Source organism: Scytonema sp. HK-05 (assembly GCF_963872035.1).
Classification (GTDB): Bacteria; Cyanobacteriota; Cyanobacteriia; order Cyanobacteriales; family Nostocaceae; genus Kalymmatonema.
Map to the genome: position 1 here is coordinate 37857 of NZ_CAWMYC010000113.1, position 19474 is coordinate 57330.

General features: G+C 43.2%; 17 protein-coding genes. 10 read left to right on the forward strand and 7 right to left on the reverse strand.

Going from position 1 to position 19474, the window contains the following annotated elements; genetic code table 11:
* Window positions 1–13 precede the first annotated feature (13 nt).
* Together AACT52_RS22510 and AACT52_RS22515 are read left to right on the forward strand one after the other, a co-directional pair.
* Window positions 14–280 (forward strand): NIL domain-containing protein, encoded by a 267-nt coding sequence (locus AACT52_RS22510; RefSeq protein ID WP_073633506.1) that lies wholly within the window; start codon window positions 14–16, stop codon window positions 278–280.
* A 73-nt stretch (window positions 281–353) separates the two neighbouring features.
* Entirely contained in the window at window positions 354–644 is a 291-nt protein-coding gene (locus tag AACT52_RS22515) for an NIL domain-containing protein (protein WP_073633462.1), read from the forward strand.
* An 11-nt stretch (window positions 645–655) separates the two neighbouring features.
* Here the strand turns inward: AACT52_RS22515 and AACT52_RS22520 are convergent, their stop codons facing one another.
* Entirely contained in the window at window positions 656–1243 is a 588-nt protein-coding gene (locus AACT52_RS22520; RefSeq protein WP_073633463.1) for a Crp/Fnr family transcriptional regulator, read from the reverse strand.
* Between the two features lie 75 nt (window positions 1244–1318).
* Here AACT52_RS22520 and AACT52_RS22525 point away from each other — a divergent pair, with 75 nt between their 5' ends.
* The 7 genes from AACT52_RS22525 to AACT52_RS22555 all read left to right on the forward strand — a co-directional run bounded on the left by AACT52_RS22525 (window position 1319) and on the right by AACT52_RS22555 (window position 14264).
* A complete protein-coding gene (locus tag AACT52_RS22525) occupies window positions 1319–2338 on the forward strand; it encodes a sulfate/molybdate ABC transporter ATP-binding protein (RefSeq protein WP_073633464.1) in 1020 nt (339 codons plus the stop codon).
* Window positions 2339–2930: 592 nt separating this feature from the next.
* Window positions 2931–4052, forward strand: coding sequence for a homocitrate synthase (nifV, locus tag AACT52_RS22530; protein WP_073633465.1), 1122 nt, complete (start codon window positions 2931–2933; stop codon window positions 4050–4052).
* Between the two features lie 258 nt (window positions 4053–4310).
* On the forward strand, window positions 4311–5132 hold the full coding sequence (modA, locus tag AACT52_RS22535) for a molybdate ABC transporter substrate-binding protein (RefSeq protein ID WP_073633466.1): 822 nt from the start codon (window positions 4311–4313) through the stop codon (window positions 5130–5132).
* Between the two features lie 406 nt (window positions 5133–5538).
* Complete coding sequence (modB, locus tag AACT52_RS22540; protein WP_073633467.1) at window positions 5539–7467, forward strand: molybdate ABC transporter permease subunit; 1929 nt, start codon at window positions 5539–5541, stop codon at window positions 7465–7467.
* 387 nt (window positions 7468–7854) lie between these two features.
* Window positions 7855–8364 (forward strand): thiol-disulfide oxidoreductase DCC family protein, encoded by a 510-nt coding sequence (locus tag AACT52_RS22545; RefSeq protein ID WP_073633468.1) that lies wholly within the window; start codon window positions 7855–7857, stop codon window positions 8362–8364.
* A gap of 654 nt (window positions 8365–9018) precedes the next feature.
* Window positions 9019–9522, forward strand: coding sequence for a hypothetical protein (locus tag AACT52_RS22550; RefSeq protein ID WP_073633469.1), 504 nt, complete (start codon window positions 9019–9021; stop codon window positions 9520–9522).
* The gene (locus tag AACT52_RS22555) at window positions 9519–14264 is read left to right on the forward strand and encodes a tetratricopeptide repeat protein (RefSeq protein WP_073633470.1); all 4746 of its coding nucleotides are present in this window, start codon (window positions 9519–9521) and stop codon (window positions 14262–14264) included. Before AACT52_RS22550 ends, AACT52_RS22555 begins: the two co-directional genes overlap by 4 nt.
* A gap of 272 nt (window positions 14265–14536) precedes the next feature.
* Here the strand turns inward: AACT52_RS22555 and AACT52_RS22560 are convergent, their stop codons facing one another.
* Entirely contained in the window at window positions 14537–15115 is a 579-nt protein-coding gene (locus AACT52_RS22560) for a Uma2 family endonuclease (RefSeq protein ID WP_073633471.1), read from the reverse strand.
* A 294-nt stretch (window positions 15116–15409) separates the two neighbouring features.
* Here AACT52_RS22560 and AACT52_RS22565 point away from each other — a divergent pair, with 294 nt between their 5' ends.
* Complete coding sequence (locus AACT52_RS22565; RefSeq protein WP_041038565.1) at window positions 15410–15619, forward strand: TOBE domain-containing protein; 210 nt, start codon at window positions 15410–15412, stop codon at window positions 15617–15619.
* Between the two features lie 120 nt (window positions 15620–15739).
* Here AACT52_RS22565 and AACT52_RS22570 read toward each other — a convergent pair whose 3' ends face one another.
* The 5 genes from AACT52_RS22570 to AACT52_RS22590 all read right to left on the reverse strand — a co-directional run bounded on the left by AACT52_RS22570 (window position 15740) and on the right by AACT52_RS22590 (window position 19365).
* A complete protein-coding gene (locus AACT52_RS22570; protein ID WP_073633472.1) occupies window positions 15740–16318 on the reverse strand; it encodes a Uma2 family endonuclease in 579 nt (192 codons plus the stop codon).
* A 249-nt stretch (window positions 16319–16567) separates the two neighbouring features.
* Window positions 16568–16945, reverse strand: coding sequence for a hypothetical protein (locus tag AACT52_RS22575; RefSeq protein WP_073633473.1), 378 nt, complete (start codon window positions 16943–16945; stop codon window positions 16568–16570).
* Between the two features lie 30 nt (window positions 16946–16975).
* Window positions 16976–17983, reverse strand: coding sequence for an LLM class flavin-dependent oxidoreductase (locus AACT52_RS22580; protein ID WP_073633474.1), 1008 nt, complete (start codon window positions 17981–17983; stop codon window positions 16976–16978).
* Window positions 17980–18354: a hypothetical protein gene (locus AACT52_RS22585; protein ID WP_073633475.1), complete on the reverse strand. Its 375-nt coding sequence runs from the start codon at window positions 18352–18354 to the stop codon at window positions 17980–17982. Before AACT52_RS22585 ends, AACT52_RS22580 begins: the two co-directional genes overlap by 4 nt.
* 36 nt (window positions 18355–18390) lie before the next feature.
* The gene (locus AACT52_RS22590; RefSeq protein WP_073633476.1) at window positions 18391–19365 is read right to left on the reverse strand and encodes a type I restriction endonuclease; all 975 of its coding nucleotides are present in this window, start codon (window positions 19363–19365) and stop codon (window positions 18391–18393) included.
* Window positions 19366–19474 lie beyond the last annotated feature (109 nt).

Below are 19474 nucleotides of genomic sequence, written 5' to 3' on the forward strand. Positions count from 1 at the left end.
AGCAGTATCAGCTATGGTTTCAGACAATCAACTCACTCACAAACGAATTCGGCTGAGAATTCCAAAAGACTATCACCAGGAACCTGTCATTTCTCGCTTGGTGTCAAACTACGGTCTAACGGTGAATATCACCGCTGCTATATTAGGGTCCAATGGTATTGGAGATGGTTGGTTTGACCTGGATTTACAGGGAACCTCTGCACAAATTGAGAGTGCGCTAATTTATATCAATGACTTAAATCTAGAAATTTGGCATGACGTCGATACAGGGAGTTGGTGATGAATAATTCGTAATTCGTAATGACTAATTTAATTACGAATTAAGAGTTACCAATTACAAATTGTTAAAAATTATGAACGCATCGTCATCTAAAAGTACCAATACCACAAAGATGCGCCTACGCCTACATATCCCCCGGCGTTACCAGCAGGAACCTGTGATTTCTCGGCTCATTGCTATTCATGGCTTAGTGGTTAATATTACGGGGGCAATGCTGGGAAAACACACCAATGGAGAGGGACGCTTTGATTTGGAAATTCGTGGAACTGTGCCACAAATTAGGCATGGTTTGGCTTACCTGGAATCTTTAAATCTAAAAATTGTGGGTAAGCCAAACGCTGATGGAGATGGGTGGTCTTGCTGATGTATCTGAAGCTAAATTTCATAATGCCAAAGTTCTTCTTCTTTCAAGACAATCCGATGCAGAGGGAGACGATGAATCAACCCCTGTTCCTCTAACTGAGTGAGGATGCGAGTGATTGTCACGCGAGTTGAATTGAGCATATCAGCAATGTCTTGATGAGTTAGGCGTAAATCAATGAGTTGTCCAGTTTTTACTTCTCGACCAAATTTTTTGGCTAACCAACCCAAAAGTTTAATCAGCATGATTTCCACCGTTTTATAGCTACGAATAACCATCAGTTCTTCCGCCTGTTGAATGTGGGCAAGCATAACATCTGTTAATGGAAACCAGCCTTCCAAAGGCAAGATTGTCGCCTCTACTTTAGTGAGACACTCAATCTGATATGGTTCGACTTTAGAAAACGCTTTGCCAACAATATCTCCGGGTCCCCAAATTCCCAAAGTGACAAGTGTACCGTCTTCATGCCAAGTCATAACCCGCACGACTCCTGTTTCAATTTTCCACAGACTATTTTGCTTAAGCGGCAAGAATGAGCGCGCCTTAAAGCTTTGTTTGGTGCTTTGACCAGATGGATTAGGAAAACGAGATGAAATAGTCATTGTTGTCCAAAATACCATTTTTCCGACAGACTAACCGTAGTTTATTACTATATCAATTTCTGGGAGGATATGACTATGGGCATTGTAGTTGAGAATATAACTAAACAGTACGGTTCTTTCCGTGCTGTTGACAATGTAAGTTTAGAAGTGAAAACAGGGTCTCTTGTGGCGCTGTTAGGACCTTCTGGATCAGGAAAATCAACTTTGTTACGGATGATTGCGGGGTTAGAAACTCCTGATTCCGGTGAAATTTGGCTGATTGGTGAAAATGCGACTTACAAGTCTGTGCAAGACCGCCACATAGGCTTTGTGTTTCAGCATTACGCTTTGTTTAAGCACTTGACAGTGCGGCAGAACATTGCCTTTCCACTGGAAATCCGCAAAGTTCCCAAAGCTAAAATTCAGGGGCGAGTCGAGGAACTTTTGGAGTTGGTACAGTTGCGGGGGTTGGGCGATCGCTATCCTTCCCAACTCTCTGGAGGTCAACGCCAACGGGTGGCACTGGCAAGATCATTGGCGGTTCAGCCAAGCATATTGCTGTTGGATGAACCGTTTGGAGCGTTAGATGCTAAAGTCCGTAAAGAATTAAGGGCGGGGTTACGAAAATTGCATGAAGACGTTCATGTAACAACTGTACTTGTCACCCACGACCAAGAAGAAGCGATGGAAGTTGCAGACCAAATTGTGGTGATGAATCATGGTCGGGTGGAGCAAATTGGTAGCTCTGCTGAGATTTATGACCAGCCAGCATCACCTTTTGTGATGAGCTTTATTGGTCCTGTGAATGTTCTTCCTAGTAATACAGGTATTTTGCCAGACAGCGATTTAACCCTTCGCACCAACGAGCAGGTATTTTTGCGCCCTCATGACATTCTGATTCACACCAGTCCTGCTGAGGATACTGCGCCTGCCAAAGTGTATCGCATTATTAACTTAGGTTGGGAAATTCGGGTCGAGTTGGTTCTCAAGTCTGGTGAAACAGTAACTGCTTTCCTCAGCCGGGAGCAGTTTAGTAAGCTCAACATTAGAGAGGAGCAGCGTGTTTATATTAAATCCAAGCAGGCAAAGGTATTTCCTACTTATGCTATGAGTTGAGCCAAAGCACTGTCACCTACGCCACCTGAGTCCTAAGCAGTACAGGTGGAGACTTACCAAAGGTTATGTAAAAAAAATTGTGCAAAAACTTCAACGCCGAGCCAGATGGCTCGGCGTTGAAATTAATTATAGTAGTTTTCAATTGGGTGTAATATTTGACGTACTCACCGGGCTAAAGCCTCGGTGATTCTTAAAAGGATGTTACGAAGCTTAGCTATTGCCGTGCTTCTACACTTTTATTCCTGTTTCTTAGATTCTTGACTAGACCACTAAATTGTGTTACTAATCCCCGTTAGACCATCTCAACAGGCAATTTAATTTTACATCCACGACGCGTCCCACCGCAGATGATTAGGAACAGTCAAAAAGACAACGTTTCTACTCTAGGAGTCCAGTTATGGATATCGGGTATGGGTCGTTCACCATGTTCCTATGAGACTATTTTAGAACATTTTTCTTCTGTTTATCAATGCGGAAACAAAGGGCTAAAGCCCGAAGAAGTCGTGTTTCATCCCCTCGAAGACAGCGTAGGGGTTCTCACACTCCCACTAAGCTTTGATAGACATCACCTTTCGTTAGAGGCATTTTGGCAATGAGTCAGGTTCTCATTAATGACACGACACTGCGCGATGGTGAACAAGCAGCTGGTATTGCTTTTAACTTAGAGGAGAAAGTGGCGATCGCGGCTATTCTCGACACCATCGGCGTTCACGAGTTAGAAGTCGGTATTCCGGCGATGGGTGAGGAAGAACAACAAGCGATATCGCTCATTTCCGGCTTGGGTTTGCAAGCGCAACTCCTCGGGTGGAACCGCGCTGTCATATCAGATATTCAGGCTTCTATTGCTTGTGGTTTGAAGCGAGTGCATATTTCCATTCCGGTTTCCCAAATCCAAATTGCCGCGAAATTTCACGGTCAATCGCAGGTGGTTTTGCAAAAACTTAAAGATAGTATTAGCTTCGCTGTTGATCAAGGTCTGTTTGTATCCGTGGGGGGAGAAGATTCCACAAGAGCTGACGAAAACTTCCTCCAAGATGTAGCACATTCTGCTCAAGAATGGGGTGCATCGCGGTTTCGTTTTTGTGACACTGTAGGTATTCTCGACCCTTTCACGACTCACGCAAAAGTTCAGCAATTGGTAATGGCGTTGTCAATTCCTGTGGAAATGCACACCCACAATGATTTTGGTTTAGCAACTGCCAATGCTCTTGCTGGTATCAAAGCGGGAGCCTTATCAGTAAATACAACAGTAAACGGGTTAGGCGAACGAGCCGGAAATGCAGCATTAGAAGAAGTTGTTATGGCTCTCAAATGCATTCATGGCATTGATTTGGGTATTGACACTTCTGGTTTGTTGGAAGTCTCGCGACTTGTCGCAGCGGCATCAGGTGCCAATGTACCGCCTTGGAAGGCAATTGTTGGTGAAAATACCTTCGCTCATGAATCGGGAATTCATGCCCACGGTGTGCTGCAAAATCCCAGCACTTACGAGCCATTTGCTCCCGAAGAGGTAGGGTGGGAGCGGCGTTTGGTTGTCGGTAAACATTCTGGTCGGGCATTGCTATCGAGCGTACTACAGCAGTACGGTATCATTCTCAACAAAGAACAAACCCAGTCTGTGTTGGACGCGGTGCGGAAAGAGTCGGTAGAGAAAAAACGTAGCCTCACGACACAAGAACTTTTGCAGTTAGCACAAGCACAGGGGCATTTGTAAGCACATCTTTAAATGAGAATGCTTGGTCGGTTGACGGTAGTTGTCGCCTGCTGTAGCTAGAGAATCTCGGTTTTGGTAGGCTGAGACTGCTTTGAGAACTCCGAAGAGAAGTCTGCACTCCTGCTCTAAGGTTTGAAATCTGACCCATCGTTGTTCTTTTCTAGGCATCATACCAAATTGATTGGTAATGGAGGGGTTAGGTTGGTAAGATTGTACCAACCGTAATTTCATCAAAAGAGGATCTTTGTAAGTCCCACTATGAAAAGAAGACAACTTTTTGCCTTTATAAGCATAGCTGTTGCTAGTTTGCTGCTAGCAATTGGCTTGCGATTGTTTGAGCCATCTCCTGTCATAGCACAGTCAAACACCAACCTACTCGTATCTGCTGCTGCCAGCCTCAAAGATGCGCTCGGGGAAATTAATACTCTCTACCAACAAAGTAAACCGGGTGTCAACATAAGCTATAACTTCGGGGCTTCCGGTGCCTTACAGCAACAAATTGAGCAAGGCGCACCCGCAGATGTTTTTATCTCTGCTGCAAAAAAGCAAATGGATGCTTTGGAGCAAAAAGGCTTGCTGGTTCCGGGTACCCTTGCCAACCTGGCAAATAACCGTCTGGTTTTGGTTGTACCTAGTAACTCTACAGGTGTCACCAGCTTCAACACATTGGCAGATCCCAAGGTGAAGAAAATTGCGATCGGCGAACCCAGGAGTGTCCCAGCTGGGCAATATGCCGAGCAAGTTTTGCAGAAATTGAACCTTTATGACAAGATCAAGAGCAAATTGGTCTTGGCGAACAATGTACGTCAAGTCTTGGCATCTGTAGAAAGTGGTAACGCCGATGCAGGTCTGGTTTATGCCTCCGATGCCAAAATCTCTGATAAGGTGAAAGTCGCCGTCGTTGTTGACGATAAATACCATTCCCCGATTGTTTACCCTATGGCAGTGCTTAAAAGCAGTAAAAATGTTAACGCAGCCAAGGAGTTTGTCCAGTTTTTATCTAGTGATCCAGCTAAGACTGTACTAAACAAATATGGGTTTATTGTCCAAGCATCAAAAGTACCAGCAACAAGCCGTTAAACTGTTGCAGATTTAACTGGCGTATCAAGCGAGTAAGTGGTAAGTGAGGAGTGGAGATTGGGAATTTTTTAGAGTCCATTCCCTACTCCCCAAAACGATGAAAATTTTAGGCTATCTCATTGGGCTACCATCGGTAAAATAGACAAATCTGATAAAAATGTTTTTATTTATACTTTTTTATTTTTAAGTACGGTTACAGAATGAGTAGATAAAATGTCACTCGACCTCATTTACCTTTTGAATGTCGTTGAAAACTGTCTAACTGTATATATGAATTTATTACCAACTTATTTATTATTAAGTTGGTGCTTAGTCAATTTATCAGAAACTAAAATTCTGCCAAAAAGCAAGACACGAATTCTGAGTCTGTCTCAATGGGTGTTACTTTTTAAATTTTGAATGACTTATGCCTCTTGACCTTTCCCCTCTATGGATATCGCTAAAAACCTCCATACTTGCAACATTTATTACCTTTTTTATAGGTATTGCTGCTGCCTATTGGATGCTGGGATATCGAGGAAAAGGGAAATCTTTGATTGAGGGAATCTTCGTAGCTCCTCTGATTTTACCTCCCACGGTGGTTGGCTTTTTGTTGCTACTGCTGTTTGGCAAAAATGGTCCGGCGGGGAAACTGATGGAGCCTTTGGGCTTTAGTGTCGTTTTTACCTGGTATGGTGCCGCGATCGCTGCCACAGTGGTAGCCTTTCCATTGATGTATAAAACTGCTTTGGGAGCTTTTGAGCAAATAGATAGCAACCTTCTGCGAGTCGCGAGAACCCTTGGCGCAAAGGAATCAACAATATTTTGGCGAATAAGTTTACCCTTAGCAGGGAGCGGAATTTTAGCAGCAACGACTTTGGCTTTTGCCCGTGCTTTGGGTGAGTTCGGTGCCACGCTGATGTTAGCAGGGAATATCCCAGGGCAAACTCAGACGATCCCAATGGCAATTTATTTTGCTGTGGAAGGCGGAGCAATCGAAGAAGGTTGGTTTTGGGCTGTTGCCATCATGGGTATTTCCCTATCTGGAATTATTGCAGTCAACTATTGGCAGGAAACTCGGGGGAGGAAGAAGGAAGCAGGGGGAGCAGGGGAGCTGTTGAGCAGGGGAGAAAATTTTCCCCATGTCACCGCGTCCCCCTTACGGGTATCTCCTGAGCCTGCGGCACGGCTGCGCCGAACGGAGACGCTACGCGAACGCCAGTTGCCTAGGTCGGGAGACCCTCCTTCAGCACTGGACTCACCGCGTCATCGTGTCCCCGCGTCTTCTTCTGGGCTGTTTGTTGACATTGAAAAACAGCTCCCTGGCTTCAGCTTGCAAGTATGTTTTAGTGCCGACAAGCAACCTTTGGGATTGTTGGGAGGATCTGGGGCTGGTAAGAGCATCATTCTACGCTGCATTGCAGGGATAGAAACGCCAACAAGAGGTCGCATTGTTTTGAATGGGCGGGTGTTGTTTGACTCTCAACAGGGGATTAATTTGCCACCGCGCGATCGCCGCATTGGTTTTGTAGTGCAAAATTATGCTCTCTTCCCGCATATGACAGTAGGGCAAAACATCGCCTTTGGCTTATCCAAAGGACTTTCTACCACAGCTATTAAGCAACAAATAGAAGCCCAATTGATCACAGTACAATTGCAAGGATATTCTGAACGCTATCCGCATCAACTTTCCGGCGGTCAACAGCAACGAGTCGCACTGGCAAGAGCCTTAGCAAGTCAACCAGAAGCACTGTTACTAGATGAGCCGTTTTCTGCACTAGATACACACTTGCGAAGCCAGCTGGAACAGCAAATGATAGAAACACTAGCGAATTACGAAGGCGTGACTCTATTCGTCACCCACAATATGGAAGAGGCGTATCGGGTTTGTCCTAATTTGCTTGTTCTAGAGAAAGGAAAAGCAGCTCATTATGGCACCAAACACGAGATTTTTGAGCGTCCCGCTACTGTTGGTGTAGCTCAATTAACAGGATGTAAGAACTTCTCAAGTGCGGTTGCTGTCACATCAGGGCAGGTGGAAGCCATTGATTGGGGTTGTACCCTCCGTGTCATTGAACCTATCCCAGACGCTTTATCCAATGTGGGAATTCGTGCCCATCAGATCATTCTCACCAACGACTTATCCCATGAAAACGCCTTTGCCTGTTGGCTAGTGAGAACGAGCGAAACACCACACCGGATGACGCTATTTCTCAAACTCCATCATCCATCTACTAGTCATAATGATTACCACTTACAGGCGGAGGTGTTTAAGGAAAAATGGGCAACTCTCAAAGACCAACCGATGCCTTGGTATGTTCGTTTAGATCCTTTACGGCTGATTTTAATGGAGTAGATGCTTGGCGTTCAAGAGCAATGGTTTTTTATACGTTACAGCGCCCTTCAAATGATTAGACCACAAATCTTCGGGTGGAGAGAAGTCCTGCAGGCGGGTTTCCCGCCGTAGGGAACTTCGGGGCATTGCTCGTAAAAGTTCATGTGGTGGAATAATGTTCACTTGCATGAATAGAAGAGCCAAAAATTTCAACATCATAGGGGATGCCTGAACCAAGCAGTTATAATTTCAGGGGCGTTACGCCTCATTGACACGGAAATATAGCACTTCTCGTTTCGATGAAGTAATTATTTATCTGTGTCCATCTGTGTCCATCTGTGGTTCTCCTAACTTGATGTATTGCACTCAACACAAAGAAGCGCTATAAACTTATTTAAAACCAAAATAATGTCCTCACTACAAACCCAATCCTACAGTTCTGATAACCCCCTCAACCAGCCACCATCGTGGAAAATAAAACTGCTGTATGACGGTGAATGTCCTTTGTGCGTACGCGAAGTTAACTTTTTGATGAAACGTGATGCGAATCGGGGACTGGTAGCGTTTGTGGATATTGCAGCTGATGACTATAACCCCCAAGAAAATGGCGGAATTGACTACGAAACTGCAATGGGGCGCATCCATGCTGTGTTGCCAGAAGGAACGCTAGTTAAAAATGTTGAAGTTTTTCGCCGCGTTTACGAAACTTTAGGGATGGGCTGGGTTTATGCTGCGACCAAATTGCCAATTGTAGGCGCGATCGCTAATTTTCTATATGGCATTTGGGCAGACTTGCGACTTTCCCTCACAGGGCGACCTAGTTTAGCTACAATTGTGCAACAGCGATCGTCTCAAAAGGTTGAGTGCAATACCCACAATCGGTGCCGAACAGATGCAGACGACTCATTGAGTGCGTAAAATCTAGTTGCGCGTCTTTCAAGCACGGTAGCAGCGTTGGTACTAAGTACATGATTTTATAAGTTCATAGCGAAAACTTGAACGAAGACTCTGTGTACCTTTGCGTTTACCTCAGCGTTCCTCAGCGTTTAAAAACGTTACGAATTAATGAAATGCTGTACTAAGTACCAAGTTGCGTTCAAACATGTCATTCTGACCGAACGCGAGTGCGTGCCGCAGACATAGGGAAGAATCTCGCGAGATGCTTCCCTTCACGCTTCGTTACCCTCAGCATGACAACTAGTCTCTATGACTGCAACTTGGTATAATATAAGGCTCTGTTGGTTAGTTATCATTCCTGAAGAACCCCACCCCGCCAAAGCTACGCTTAGGCTCCCCTCCCCGCTTGCGGTGAGACCAGTGCTGCAGGAGGGTTTCCCGACCTAGGCAACTGGCGAACCCGGAGGGGGAGGGGATAAAGGGGTGGGGTGCAGCCAACGTGGGAATCATAACTAATTAGCCGAACATGATATAAACAGCTTTCATGATAACGCCCCGAATTTTCTCTATTTAAGTAATTGTCCGCTTAAGGAAAAGCTAATTCAACCGGATAAGTTGGTTATAATCAGGAATAATACGTAGAAACACGATTATCTTGAATAAATAAGATTACTTATGCGGTCTCAAGAAATTAGCCGTCAACGATTAACTTCTCTCGAAGATATTTTAGAAATTTTATACGAGAAGCTTGGGGAATTTCAAAAGGAACTGGTTGTGACAGCTAGTACCCCTGCTAAAACCGAATTGAAGATGCGAATTAAGCGAGAAATCTTACCGGATATTCGCAAGTATGAGGTTGAATATGGACAACTCCTTTATCAAGGGACTGATGCTTATTTTATTTCCGATTTGCAAGCCGAAAATGCTTTGATGCGGGTTATGGAAGCTGTTGAACGTTTGGAAATGCAACGTTCGATTAACTACCCCGATGAGTTGCTGCGTTTGTTAACAGAAATTCGTGCCAAGCTTGACGAACCAGGAAAAACGGCAAGTGCAAAGTTGAAAGTAGCTCTACCTATTGTCCCGGCTATTGCATCCTATGAGTTGGAAATGGATACCGAAGCTTTAATGGTTCGGTCATGGCAACAGGTAAAATCGCTCTTTAGAGGTAGAGGATGAAGCTAGAGGGGGTTGCTAGTTTAGAAGAAGCGCTTAATTCTTGGCGGGATAAGTGTGGCTTTTTTGAGGAAGAAAAAGTTAAAACGGCAGACCCCGAACAAAAATATTCTCTTCACTGCAAGATTAAAGAATGTAATGAAAATATTAGCAGATTAGAAGCAGAAATAAGCGAAAGGCACAAAAAAGCTAATAATTCAACGTCTCTGCCTTTTCAAATACCTTTTATATTGCCACAAAAAGATGTCTCTAGTTTTACTGGTAGAGACGAAGAATTGCAGCAACTTCAAGAACTGCTGATTCATCGTCAAGGAACCAAACTGTGTAGCATCGCTGGTTTGGCTGGTACTGGGGGTATCGGCAAATCAGCGCTTGCTTGTCACTTCGCTACGTTACACAAAGCAGATTTTCCTGATGGTGTCATTGGTTTGCGGGTTGATGGTAAAGATGCAGACACCATCGCTCGTGATTTTGCTCGACGTTGTGGACAAGAAGTAGATCCAGAAGATGAGCGAGACGCAAAAACCATCATGCAAGATGTGTTTGCTCATCGTCGGATACTGTTGATTTTCGATAATGCTGAAGATGCCAATATTATTAAGGAATTATATCCAGATGGCAACAGATGCGCGGTTATTATCACCACACGCGATCGCTTGTTGTCCATTTCGTTAGATATTCCCGATCAAGGTACGATTGAAGTTAAACCGCTCTCGAAACCAGAATCATTACTCCTGCTGCAAAAGCTATTAGGCGAAAAGCGCATCGCAGCCGAACCTCAAATATCTGAAGAAATTATCGAGTTAGCAGGCTATTTACCCCTAGCATTACAAATTATCGGCGCTGCGCTAAAGTTGAACCCAAATCGTCGTCTCGCAGACTATGCGGCTTCATTGCGAGAAGAAAGACGATTGGCAAGATTAAGAGTTGCAAAAGATGAACATTTGGATGTTCGTGCTTGCTTCTCACTTAGCTTAAAAGAACTTCAGCCAGAGCAAATTGATTTTTTTTCCTGCTTAAGTGTTTGTGCCGAGGATGGATTTTCTCGACGTTCTGCAACAGCAACAGGTAATTATAGTGATGAGTATACGGCACAAGATGACCTCGATTGCTTATGTCGGTTTTCGCTACTTAACTATGCTGAGGTGGGAGAGAATCGATTTGTTTTCCATCCGTTAATTCGTGCGTTTGCTCAAGAGTTGGCAGTTGAACGCGGATTGCGAGATGATGCAGCAACTCGACACGCTCAATTTTTTATCAATTTAGTTAAATCCAGCGATGTTGGTTTTGTTGCTAGTGCGATCGCAGAGGATATTAACGGTATTATTTTGGTTGCTGATTGGTTGCAACATCAAGAAAGTGCTGACTATGAATTTGCATCCCGGCTGCAAGAATTTTTTGAAAAATATGGCTACTGGAAGCAAGCAGTAGCATTCATGTCCAGGTTCCAACTTTTAGCGGAACGATTTGAGAATTGGGAATTGGTAGTTAAATTCCGCATTCAACAAGCAAAGTATCTTTCTCTGGAAAAGGAACATCTGAATGCTGAGGCAGTACTTGTTCCTATTTCAGATATATTGCAAAAAATCAAAATTGAGCAAACCCGCCATCAGTGTCATGCAAATTGGCTTACTACCCTTGGACGTGTACAACGGCGACAACAAAAAATTGACCAGGCTGTAGATACTTTCAAACAAGCTTTAGCTATCCAAGAAATATTAGATGAACCAGATGGTTTGTCAATTACGCTAAACAGCTTAGGAAGTGCTTTGCAAAAGCAAAATAAACTAGATGAAGCCGCCGATGCTTTTCGCCGTCAAATTGAAATCAACCAACAACTCGATGACAAACGCCAAGAAGCAATTGGTTTAAACTGCTTAGGTGGTGTTTTACAGCAGCAAAATAAACTAGATGAAGCCGCCGATGCTTTTCGCCGTCAAATTGAAATCAACCAACAACTCGATGACAAACGCCAAGAAGCAATTGGTTTAAACTGCTTAGGTGGTGTTTTACAGCAGCAAAATAAACTAGATGAAGCCGTTGATGCTTTTCGCCGCAGTATTGAAATCAACCAACAACTCGATAATAAACATTCTGAAGCAAAAGGTTTAAAATGCTTGGGTGGTGTTTTACGGCAGCAAAACAAACTCGATGAAGCCGTCGATGCTTTTCGCCGTCAAATTGAAATCAGCAAAGCACTTGGTAACAAACGCCAAGAAGAAATAGGTTTAAACTACTTGGCTGGTGTTTTACAGCACCAAAAAAAACTCGATGAAGCCGCTAATACTTTTAGCTACAGAATTGAAATCAGCCAACAACTTGATGATAAACGTTCAGAAGCAATCGGTTTAAACTACTTGGCTGGTGTTTTACAGCAGCAAAATAAACTAGATGAAGCTGTCGATGCTTTTTGCTGCAGTATTGAAATTAGCCAACAACGCGATGATAAACGCTTAGAAGCAATCGGTTTAAAGCGTTTGGGTGATGTTTTACAACAGCAGAACAAACTCGATGAAGCCGCCGATACTTTTCGCCGCAGCATTGAAATCAACCAACAACGCCATGCTAAAGGCTTAGAAGCAATCGGTTTAAAGCGTTTGGGTGGTGTTTTACAGCAGCAAAACAAACTCGATGAAGCCGCCGATACTTTTCGCCGCAGCATTGAAATTAGCCAACAAGGCGATGATAAACGCTTAGAAGCAATCGGTTTAAACTACTTGGGTGGTGTTTTACAGCAGCAAAACAAACTCGATGAAGCCGCCGATACTTTTCGCCGCAGCATTGAAATTAGCCAACAAGGCGATGATAAACGCTTAGAAGCAATCGGTTTAAACTACTTGGGTGGTGTTTTACAGCAGCAAAACAAGCTCGATGAAGCCGCCGATACTTTTTGCCGCAGCATTGAAATCAGCCAACAACGCGATGCTAAAGGCTTTGAAGCAATCGGTTTAAAGCGTTTGGGTGATGTTTTACAACAGCAATACAAACTCGATGAAGCCGCCGATACTTTTTGCCGCAGTATTGAAATTAGCCAACAACGCGATGATAAACGCTCACAAGCAATCGGTTTAAACTGCTTAGGTAGTGTTTTACAGCATCAAAACAAACTCGATGAAGCTGTCAATACTTTTCGCCGTGAAATTGAAATCAATCAAGAATTGGATGACAAACGTTTCGAGGGAATTGCTTTCAATCGCCTGGGTGGTGTTTTACAGCAGCAAAATAAACTCGATGAAGCCGCCGAAGCTTTTCGCCGCAGCATTGAAATCAGCCAACAACTCGATGATAAACGCCAAGAAGCAATCGGTTTAAACTGCTTGGCTGGTGTTTTACAGCAGCAAAATAAACTCGATGAAGCCGTCGATGCTTTTCGCCGCAGAATTGAAATCAATCAAGAATTGGATGACAAACGCTCACAAGCAATCGGTTTAAACTGCTTGGCTGGTGTTTTACAGCAGCAAAAAAAATTCGATGAAGCCGTCAATGCTTTTCGCCGTCAAATTGAAATCAGCCAACAACTGGATGACAAACGCCAAGAAGTAATCGGTTTAAACTGCTTGGCTGGTGTTTTACAGCAGCAAAATAAACTCGATGAAGCCATCGATTCTTTTCATAGTAGTATTGCAATTCAACAACAGTTTGGCAACCAACGCGGCTTGACAATGACCCTAACAAGTCTAGCTGGTGTACTGCGTCAACAGGGCGATTTTGAAGAGGCAAGAAAAACCCTTGAGCGCATTATTGATATTCAAGAACAACTAAATAGCAAACGCTCTTTAGTAAAGACGCTAAAGACTCTAAGCGCGGTACTACGCAAGCAGGGTGAAATTGAAAAAGCTATTTCGACTCTTGAACGTATTATTGCTATCAAAGAAGAATTAAATAACCAGGAGCGAAAGCCAATAGGACTTACCTATTTAGCTGAGATATTGCATCAAAAGGGTTACTTATTGCTCGAACAAAAGCAATTAAATGAAGCAAAAGAAGCTTTCCAAAGCAGTTACGACATATCTGAAAAACTAGGAAACCAGAAAAGCTCGGCTATCTCATTGAATAATATAGGCAGGATTCTAGAATTACAATGTCAATGGGAAGAAGCTGAACAAATATTAAAACGTAGCCAAGACATTTGTGCCGACTTGGACGATGTTAAACCTTTAATATTTGCCCTTCATACTCTAAGCAGAATACTAAGAAAACAACAAAAATGGAATGAAGCAGAGAAAATTCTCCGACAATGTTACGACTTATCTACAAAAGAGGCAGACCAACGCGGACAAGCAATAATTCTTAACACTCTGGGTAGAGTATTACACAAACAGGGAGGAGAGGAAAAGCATAAATTAGCCCTGATGTATTTCCAAGCAAGTATCAAATTAGGCGAGGAACTAGGCGACCAAGGACATCTAGCAAAAGTTTATACTGCAATGGGTCAAGCTTTACTCGCACATGGAAACTTAGAAGAAGCTGTTATTCAACTTATAAAAGGTTTTGAAATCGACAAAATTTTAAAAAATGAAAGAGGTTTGACCATCGTCACATCAGATTTAAGTCGCGCACTGTTGAAACTTGGCAGAGTTGATGAAGCAAGAATGTACTATGAAAAAGCACTTGCGATCGCACCAAACCACCCAAAACTACTAAACTTGGCACAGGATCTTACCCCGTCACCAAGACAAAACACTAAACCTATCCTAAAACAAAGTATAGCCAAATCTGTCAAACCCTATAAAAAGGATTCATAAACATTATTTTTTATCTAGTATATAAAAAATTGCTACTACAAAAATAATCAGGACTTACGCATTTTAACGAAAAACTGTCATTCTGAGTGTAGCGCTAGCGAAACGTTCGCGTTCGCGAAGCGTGTCCCTTTGGGACTCAGCGTGTCTGAAAGACATAGAATCTCCCTTGATACTTCGCTACACTCCGTTTCGCTCAGTATGACATTCTCGACTTTGCGTAAGTCCTGATAATGATATTGTTTAGAAAATTTTTAGCTTGTTTGAAATTGCAATTAACCCCACACAATCTGTAAATCCAAAACAAAACCAGGTAATATCTCTTCTCCAGATAAGCTTGTGGGGAACTCCAATACTTCTTTTGTTTGCCCTTGTCTATAAATTTCGATACGCCCAGTTTTTCTGTCGATAAGCCAACCCAATTTTACGCCTGCATCCATATATTCTTGCATTTTGGTTTGAACAACGCTAAGACTATCGGATGGAGACATCAACTCCAATACAAAATCTGGGGCGATGGGTGGGAATTTCTCGCGCTGTTCGGGTGTCAGTGCGTTCCACCGCTCTAATTGTATCCAGGATACATCAGGGGAGCGATCAGAACCGTTGGGGAGTTTAAAGCAAGTGGAGGAGTCGAATACTTCACCGAGTTGTGTTTGTTCGTTCCACAAAACAAATCGTGCAGTAAGTTTCGCGTTACGTTTTCCTGTTTCTCCCCCCGTTGGTGGCATTACAATCAATTCTCCCTTGGCGTTGCGCTCAAATTTGACATCGGGATTATCCTGACACAGTTGGTAAAATTGATCGTCGGTTAGTTTAACAACATTATTAAAGTTGATGGTAATTGCAGTCATGGCAATATGACATTATAAATTTACTTTCTCTGAAAACCCTGATTTTACAGCGGTTTTCAGCTAAGGTGGGCATTGCTCACCAATATCTCAAATGGATACGACATAGGCTTTTACGGGCAAGGAACACCCGAAGATTTGTGATCTAATCATTTGAAGGATGCTGTAAGACTAAGCAATGGTTTTTTATACGTTAAGGAAAAGTTAAGAATAGTAATGTTGACGTCAAGATGTTAATTATAAGAGTCAATAGTTGCTAGTATTATTAAGTTCAAACACTACAGGGGACATCAAAAGATGCAAGTAAGTGCTCGTAATGCGCTTAAAGCTACTGTAAAAAAAGTTGTGGAAGGAGCCGTTAACACCGAGGTAATATTAGAAATTGCTTCTGGAGTAGAGGTCACTGCGATCATCACCAAGTCATCAGCAGAAAAGCTTCAACTGCAAGAAGGAAAGCAAGCATACGCTATTATAAAATCTTCGGATGTAATAGTTGCTGTTGATTAACAAAGTCTTTTTGAGATAGTTGTCAACTATCTGCAAGCTAGAGTATGAAACTTTCAAGCCCCCATATGGGGGCTTTATAACAAGGAAGGTGCTGTTTTCCTGAGAATAATTGCCTTTTCTTTATTCCTCGGTTCCAAATACAACACTTTCATACAGCAATTCAATAGGACATTCAAATTCAATACTTGAGAGAGTGATAATATCTCCACTCGTGTAGGGATAGTAAAGCCACATTCTACCCTCTCCGCGAGAGTAACGCTCAACGGAGATTTTTTCAGAGTCAATCAAGACATACTCTTGCAAAGTGGGGATTTTAAGATAATAAGTGAATTTCTCACCCCTGTCTTTGGCGCTTGTACCTGGGGAGAGGACTTCGACAATCAGCTTGGGAAATTGAATAAATTTGCGGGCGTTGAGGTCTATTGGGTCGCAACTGACGATAACATCAGGATAGTAGTAAGCGCTTTGGGAACTGACTTGCACTTTCACATCTGACACATTCACCCGACAACCTCTGGAACGCAGATGGGGGCGTAAAGCTGCGTAAAGGTTAAGTGCAACATCATTGTGCGGAATTGTACCACCTGTCATGGCAAAAACTTCGCCGTTGACATATTCGTAGCGAACGTCTTGCTGAGGTTCCCATTCGAGATATTCCTCGATGGTCATTTTTTGGGGTTGTTGGGTGATGGCTACCATAATCTTTGAACGCCAAGACTTTTTCGGGCTTGGTTTGATTGTAGCCAAAAGGTGACGGTGAAAGTGAGTCAGAACACCTGCTTCACTACCTGCTGCTACTGTAAATATTGAAGCGGTTCAAGGAAAAACTGTCTCCAACGGCAGATGCTTTCACTAATGAAAATGCCAGAGTCTTTCTATCAGGCACACTCCAAGCACTGCAAGACATAATTCCCTCCCACTTATTGAAAATGAGCGAACGTACAGAAATTAATCTTCATCATCCGGGATTTCATCATCTGACATTTCATTGACTTCGATTTCCCACGGTGTCCCCAACTCAGTTGGTGGACAGAGGCGAATTTTGGCACTGTTTGAAAACAGCTTCAATCTCTTGAGAATATGGGAAACAGCGTTAGTGATATGCCAATAACTTTCAATGTCATAGCAAACAATCACTAGCGTCAAAATGCCAGAACTCGTTTGGAAATACCAGTGACAATTCGACAGCAAAACCCGCATAATGGGACCGCAGGTTTGGTAAAAGCGTATGCCAGCAACTGTTTCTAGTTGTCTGTGCAGTATTTCATCAACTAGAGTTGTTCTAGCTGGAGGCAAATCATCTGGAGGAAGGAAAGGTTGATTCATGGTAACACCCCTTTCTAATCACTGCGTTGTTTACACATAAGTTCGTACCTCTTCGTTATAGCGCGTCAAACTCTCTAGGTTTTTTTGCAGATTCAACGAAGCGGGTTTCAGTGCTAAAGTGCCTAAATTGAGTTCGTCCTGAAATCGTTTGATTTTGTCTCGGCAAGTGGCTACATCACCAATTATCGAATTTTCTAACAATTGGTCTTCATCAAAAATACTTTTTTGACTACTAGAAGCTTGGAGGTGTTGGCTGCTATTGCCACACTTTTGTGCTTTAGCACTCAACATCTTCATTCTTTGACTAAAACTGCGAATCAAAGGTAAAGCCTCAGCGATCGCCTCATCTTTGGTACCCGCAACAAAAAAGAATCGTGCCAGCATGAACTTATCACAACCACTGGAATTGATAGCGCGGTATTTGGCAACATTGTTTTTGAGTGTATCCAGGGAAAACGGTGGTCCTCCCATCAAGCCGAAAGAATTAAGGGCAGCAAATCCAATCGCCTCATCATCACTGGTAGCAAGGTACACTGGTATTTTTTTCTGTAAGGGTTTCGGGTAAATCGTGACATCATTGCACTGATAGTATTGCCCTTGAAACGACACATCGTTGTGATACAACAGTTTATGAATCAACGTCATTGCCTCTAGTGTCTTGGCACGCGATTCACTCATCGGTGTGGCAAAGTGCTTGTTTTGTTCGGGAAATGGTCCACCCTTGGCAATTCCTACAGCAAGTCGCCCATCGCACAGGTTATCCAATGTGGCAATATCTTCTGCAACAGTAATTGGGTTATGAAACGCCAACAGCACTGCTGCCGAACCTAATGTGATTGTTGAAGTTACGCCCGCCAAATGTGCCATTAACATCAAAGTAGACGAGCTAACACTCAAATCATTGAAATGGTGCTCTGTTACCCAGGCTTCTTCAAAGCCTAAGCTTTCTCCGTGTTTTACGACCGCCACTTGCTCAGAGATGGCACGACGAGCATCATGGTCATGATTTTCGTAATTGCAGAAAAGCCCAGTTTTCATACGACCTGTCCTTTTTCCTGTGTGACAATCCAGTGCAGTTCTAACCACAAGCGAGGATTATCCTGCTTGATCTTGGACATGGGATCATGCAGCAGGGATGTGGCATTCAGACAGACAACCTCAACAACTCCTACATATTTTGCGACTTCTCTAAATACAGAGATTTGCGCTTTGACAGCAGCAATGATCTCATTAGGGCAATAAATCGCGATGTAGGGCAGGAAGTGAAGACTCTGTTGTCCCCAGAATGACTGGATGAGTTTGACATGACAGCGCTTTAGCAATTGCCCAACTTGTGGGAAAGAGTGATTGATGATGGTAGTGAACTCTTCGATGAGTTCTTTCTCATACCAATTGGAGTTCGTAGGCATAATTGTCATGTTGAATACTGGGAAATACTTGCTTGCTTAAGAATGACAGCTTGTTTTTGGGTATGGCGTTGTACAAAAAGGGCGACGAAGCAACTGTTTGCTGATACTGGCTCCGTTGTTCTCAAATACCATGAAGTGGTTTATCAACTCTAGAAAACGCCGCTTGTCAAAAATCCCTTGAATCAGCACTTCTAGTTCTGTTTCTCCTTGATGCGGAAAGTCTTCGTTATCAATCGTGCGCCAAGGCAGAAACTCTTCCCACTCAGAAGTTAAAGTGCCAACTCGTGCTTGATTTCGGTTGGCAATAATCAGGAATGCATTGTAGGAAAACAGGGTTGGAATTTGTTGTTTGTAGAACTGAAGTTGCTGATACGCTTTTTTGAGGGTAGCGTTTTTGTCCTGAGGATCGGTACAGATAATGACTGCTAATGGGAACCCGTTGATGAAGACAACCACATCCAGACAGTGAGTGGAACTTCCCTCAATCAGGGTTAAAGGATGAATAACTAACCAGTCATTGTTGAGCAAATTAGACGCATCAACCAGCCAAACTTTTTCATGAACTGTTTGGTGATTTTCTTGGTACGCAACATCAACTCCTTGTGTCAGGTGTTGGTGAAAAAGACGGTTATTTTCAAACAGGTTAGAACTTTGGGTGAAACTCACCCCAGAGATAGCTGTTTCAATCGCAACAGTTGACAGTTTGGGGTTAATCTGCTTCAAGGCATTGTATAGGCGATCGCGCGGAGCGCAGTGCCCTCGTGCCCAATCGCTCAAGAGAGTGCTGGCTTGCGCCCAATCGCCCAAAACCACCTTGGTATCAAGACAACCTTGTGCCTTGTGTCTACCTATGTTAATATCTGATTCCAAAAGGACAGTGTAACCGATGACTTCAAAGGCGGTGAGCAAATCTAACGCTACAGGTGAAGGTTTGATGTCAAAGTGCCGGCGAAGGCTTTTAGGAAGACGGCTCGCTTTGACAGTTGCTATTCTTGACAATCCTAAATTCATCAGAGCAAGAAACGTAGTTTTTAGTGACTGCAGAGCTTGCGCCTAACCTACCAAACCAATTCAAGATTTACAGGCATTGCTTGGCATACCCCAAACAGGACATACCATT

Coding starts and splice junctions, on each gene's coding strand:
- AACT52_RS22510 (WP_073633506.1), top strand. CDS start 14: ATGGTTTCAGACAATCAACTCACTCACAAACGAATTCGGCTGAGAATT.
- AACT52_RS22515 (WP_073633462.1), top strand. CDS start 354: ATGAACGCATCGTCATCTAAAAGTACCAATACCACAAAGATGCGCCTA.
- AACT52_RS22520 (WP_073633463.1), bottom strand. CDS start 1,243: ATGACTATTTCATCTCGTTTTCCTAATCCATCTGGTCAAAGCACCAAA.
- AACT52_RS22525 (WP_073633464.1), top strand. CDS start 1,319: ATGGGCATTGTAGTTGAGAATATAACTAAACAGTACGGTTCTTTCCGT.
- nifV (WP_073633465.1), top strand. CDS start 2,931: ATGAGTCAGGTTCTCATTAATGACACGACACTGCGCGATGGTGAACAA.
- modA (WP_073633466.1), top strand. CDS start 4,311: ATGAAAAGAAGACAACTTTTTGCCTTTATAAGCATAGCTGTTGCTAGT.
- modB (WP_073633467.1), top strand. CDS start 5,539: ATGCCTCTTGACCTTTCCCCTCTATGGATATCGCTAAAAACCTCCATA.
- AACT52_RS22545 (WP_073633468.1), top strand. CDS start 7,855: ATGTCCTCACTACAAACCCAATCCTACAGTTCTGATAACCCCCTCAAC.
- AACT52_RS22550 (WP_073633469.1), top strand. CDS start 9,019: ATGCGGTCTCAAGAAATTAGCCGTCAACGATTAACTTCTCTCGAAGAT.
- AACT52_RS22555 (WP_073633470.1), top strand. CDS start 9,519: ATGAAGCTAGAGGGGGTTGCTAGTTTAGAAGAAGCGCTTAATTCTTGG.
- AACT52_RS22560 (WP_073633471.1), bottom strand. CDS start 15,115: ATGACTGCAATTACCATCAACTTTAATAATGTTGTTAAACTAACCGAC.
- AACT52_RS22565 (WP_041038565.1), top strand. CDS start 15,410: ATGCAAGTAAGTGCTCGTAATGCGCTTAAAGCTACTGTAAAAAAAGTT.
- AACT52_RS22570 (WP_073633472.1), bottom strand. CDS start 16,318: ATGGTAGCCATCACCCAACAACCCCAAAAAATGACCATCGAGGAATAT.
- AACT52_RS22575 (WP_073633473.1), bottom strand. CDS start 16,945: ATGAATCAACCTTTCCTTCCTCCAGATGATTTGCCTCCAGCTAGAACA.
- AACT52_RS22580 (WP_073633474.1), bottom strand. CDS start 17,983: ATGAAAACTGGGCTTTTCTGCAATTACGAAAATCATGACCATGATGCT.
- AACT52_RS22585 (WP_073633475.1), bottom strand. CDS start 18,354: ATGCCTACGAACTCCAATTGGTATGAGAAAGAACTCATCGAAGAGTTC.
- AACT52_RS22590 (WP_073633476.1), bottom strand. CDS start 19,365: ATGAATTTAGGATTGTCAAGAATAGCAACTGTCAAAGCGAGCCGTCTT.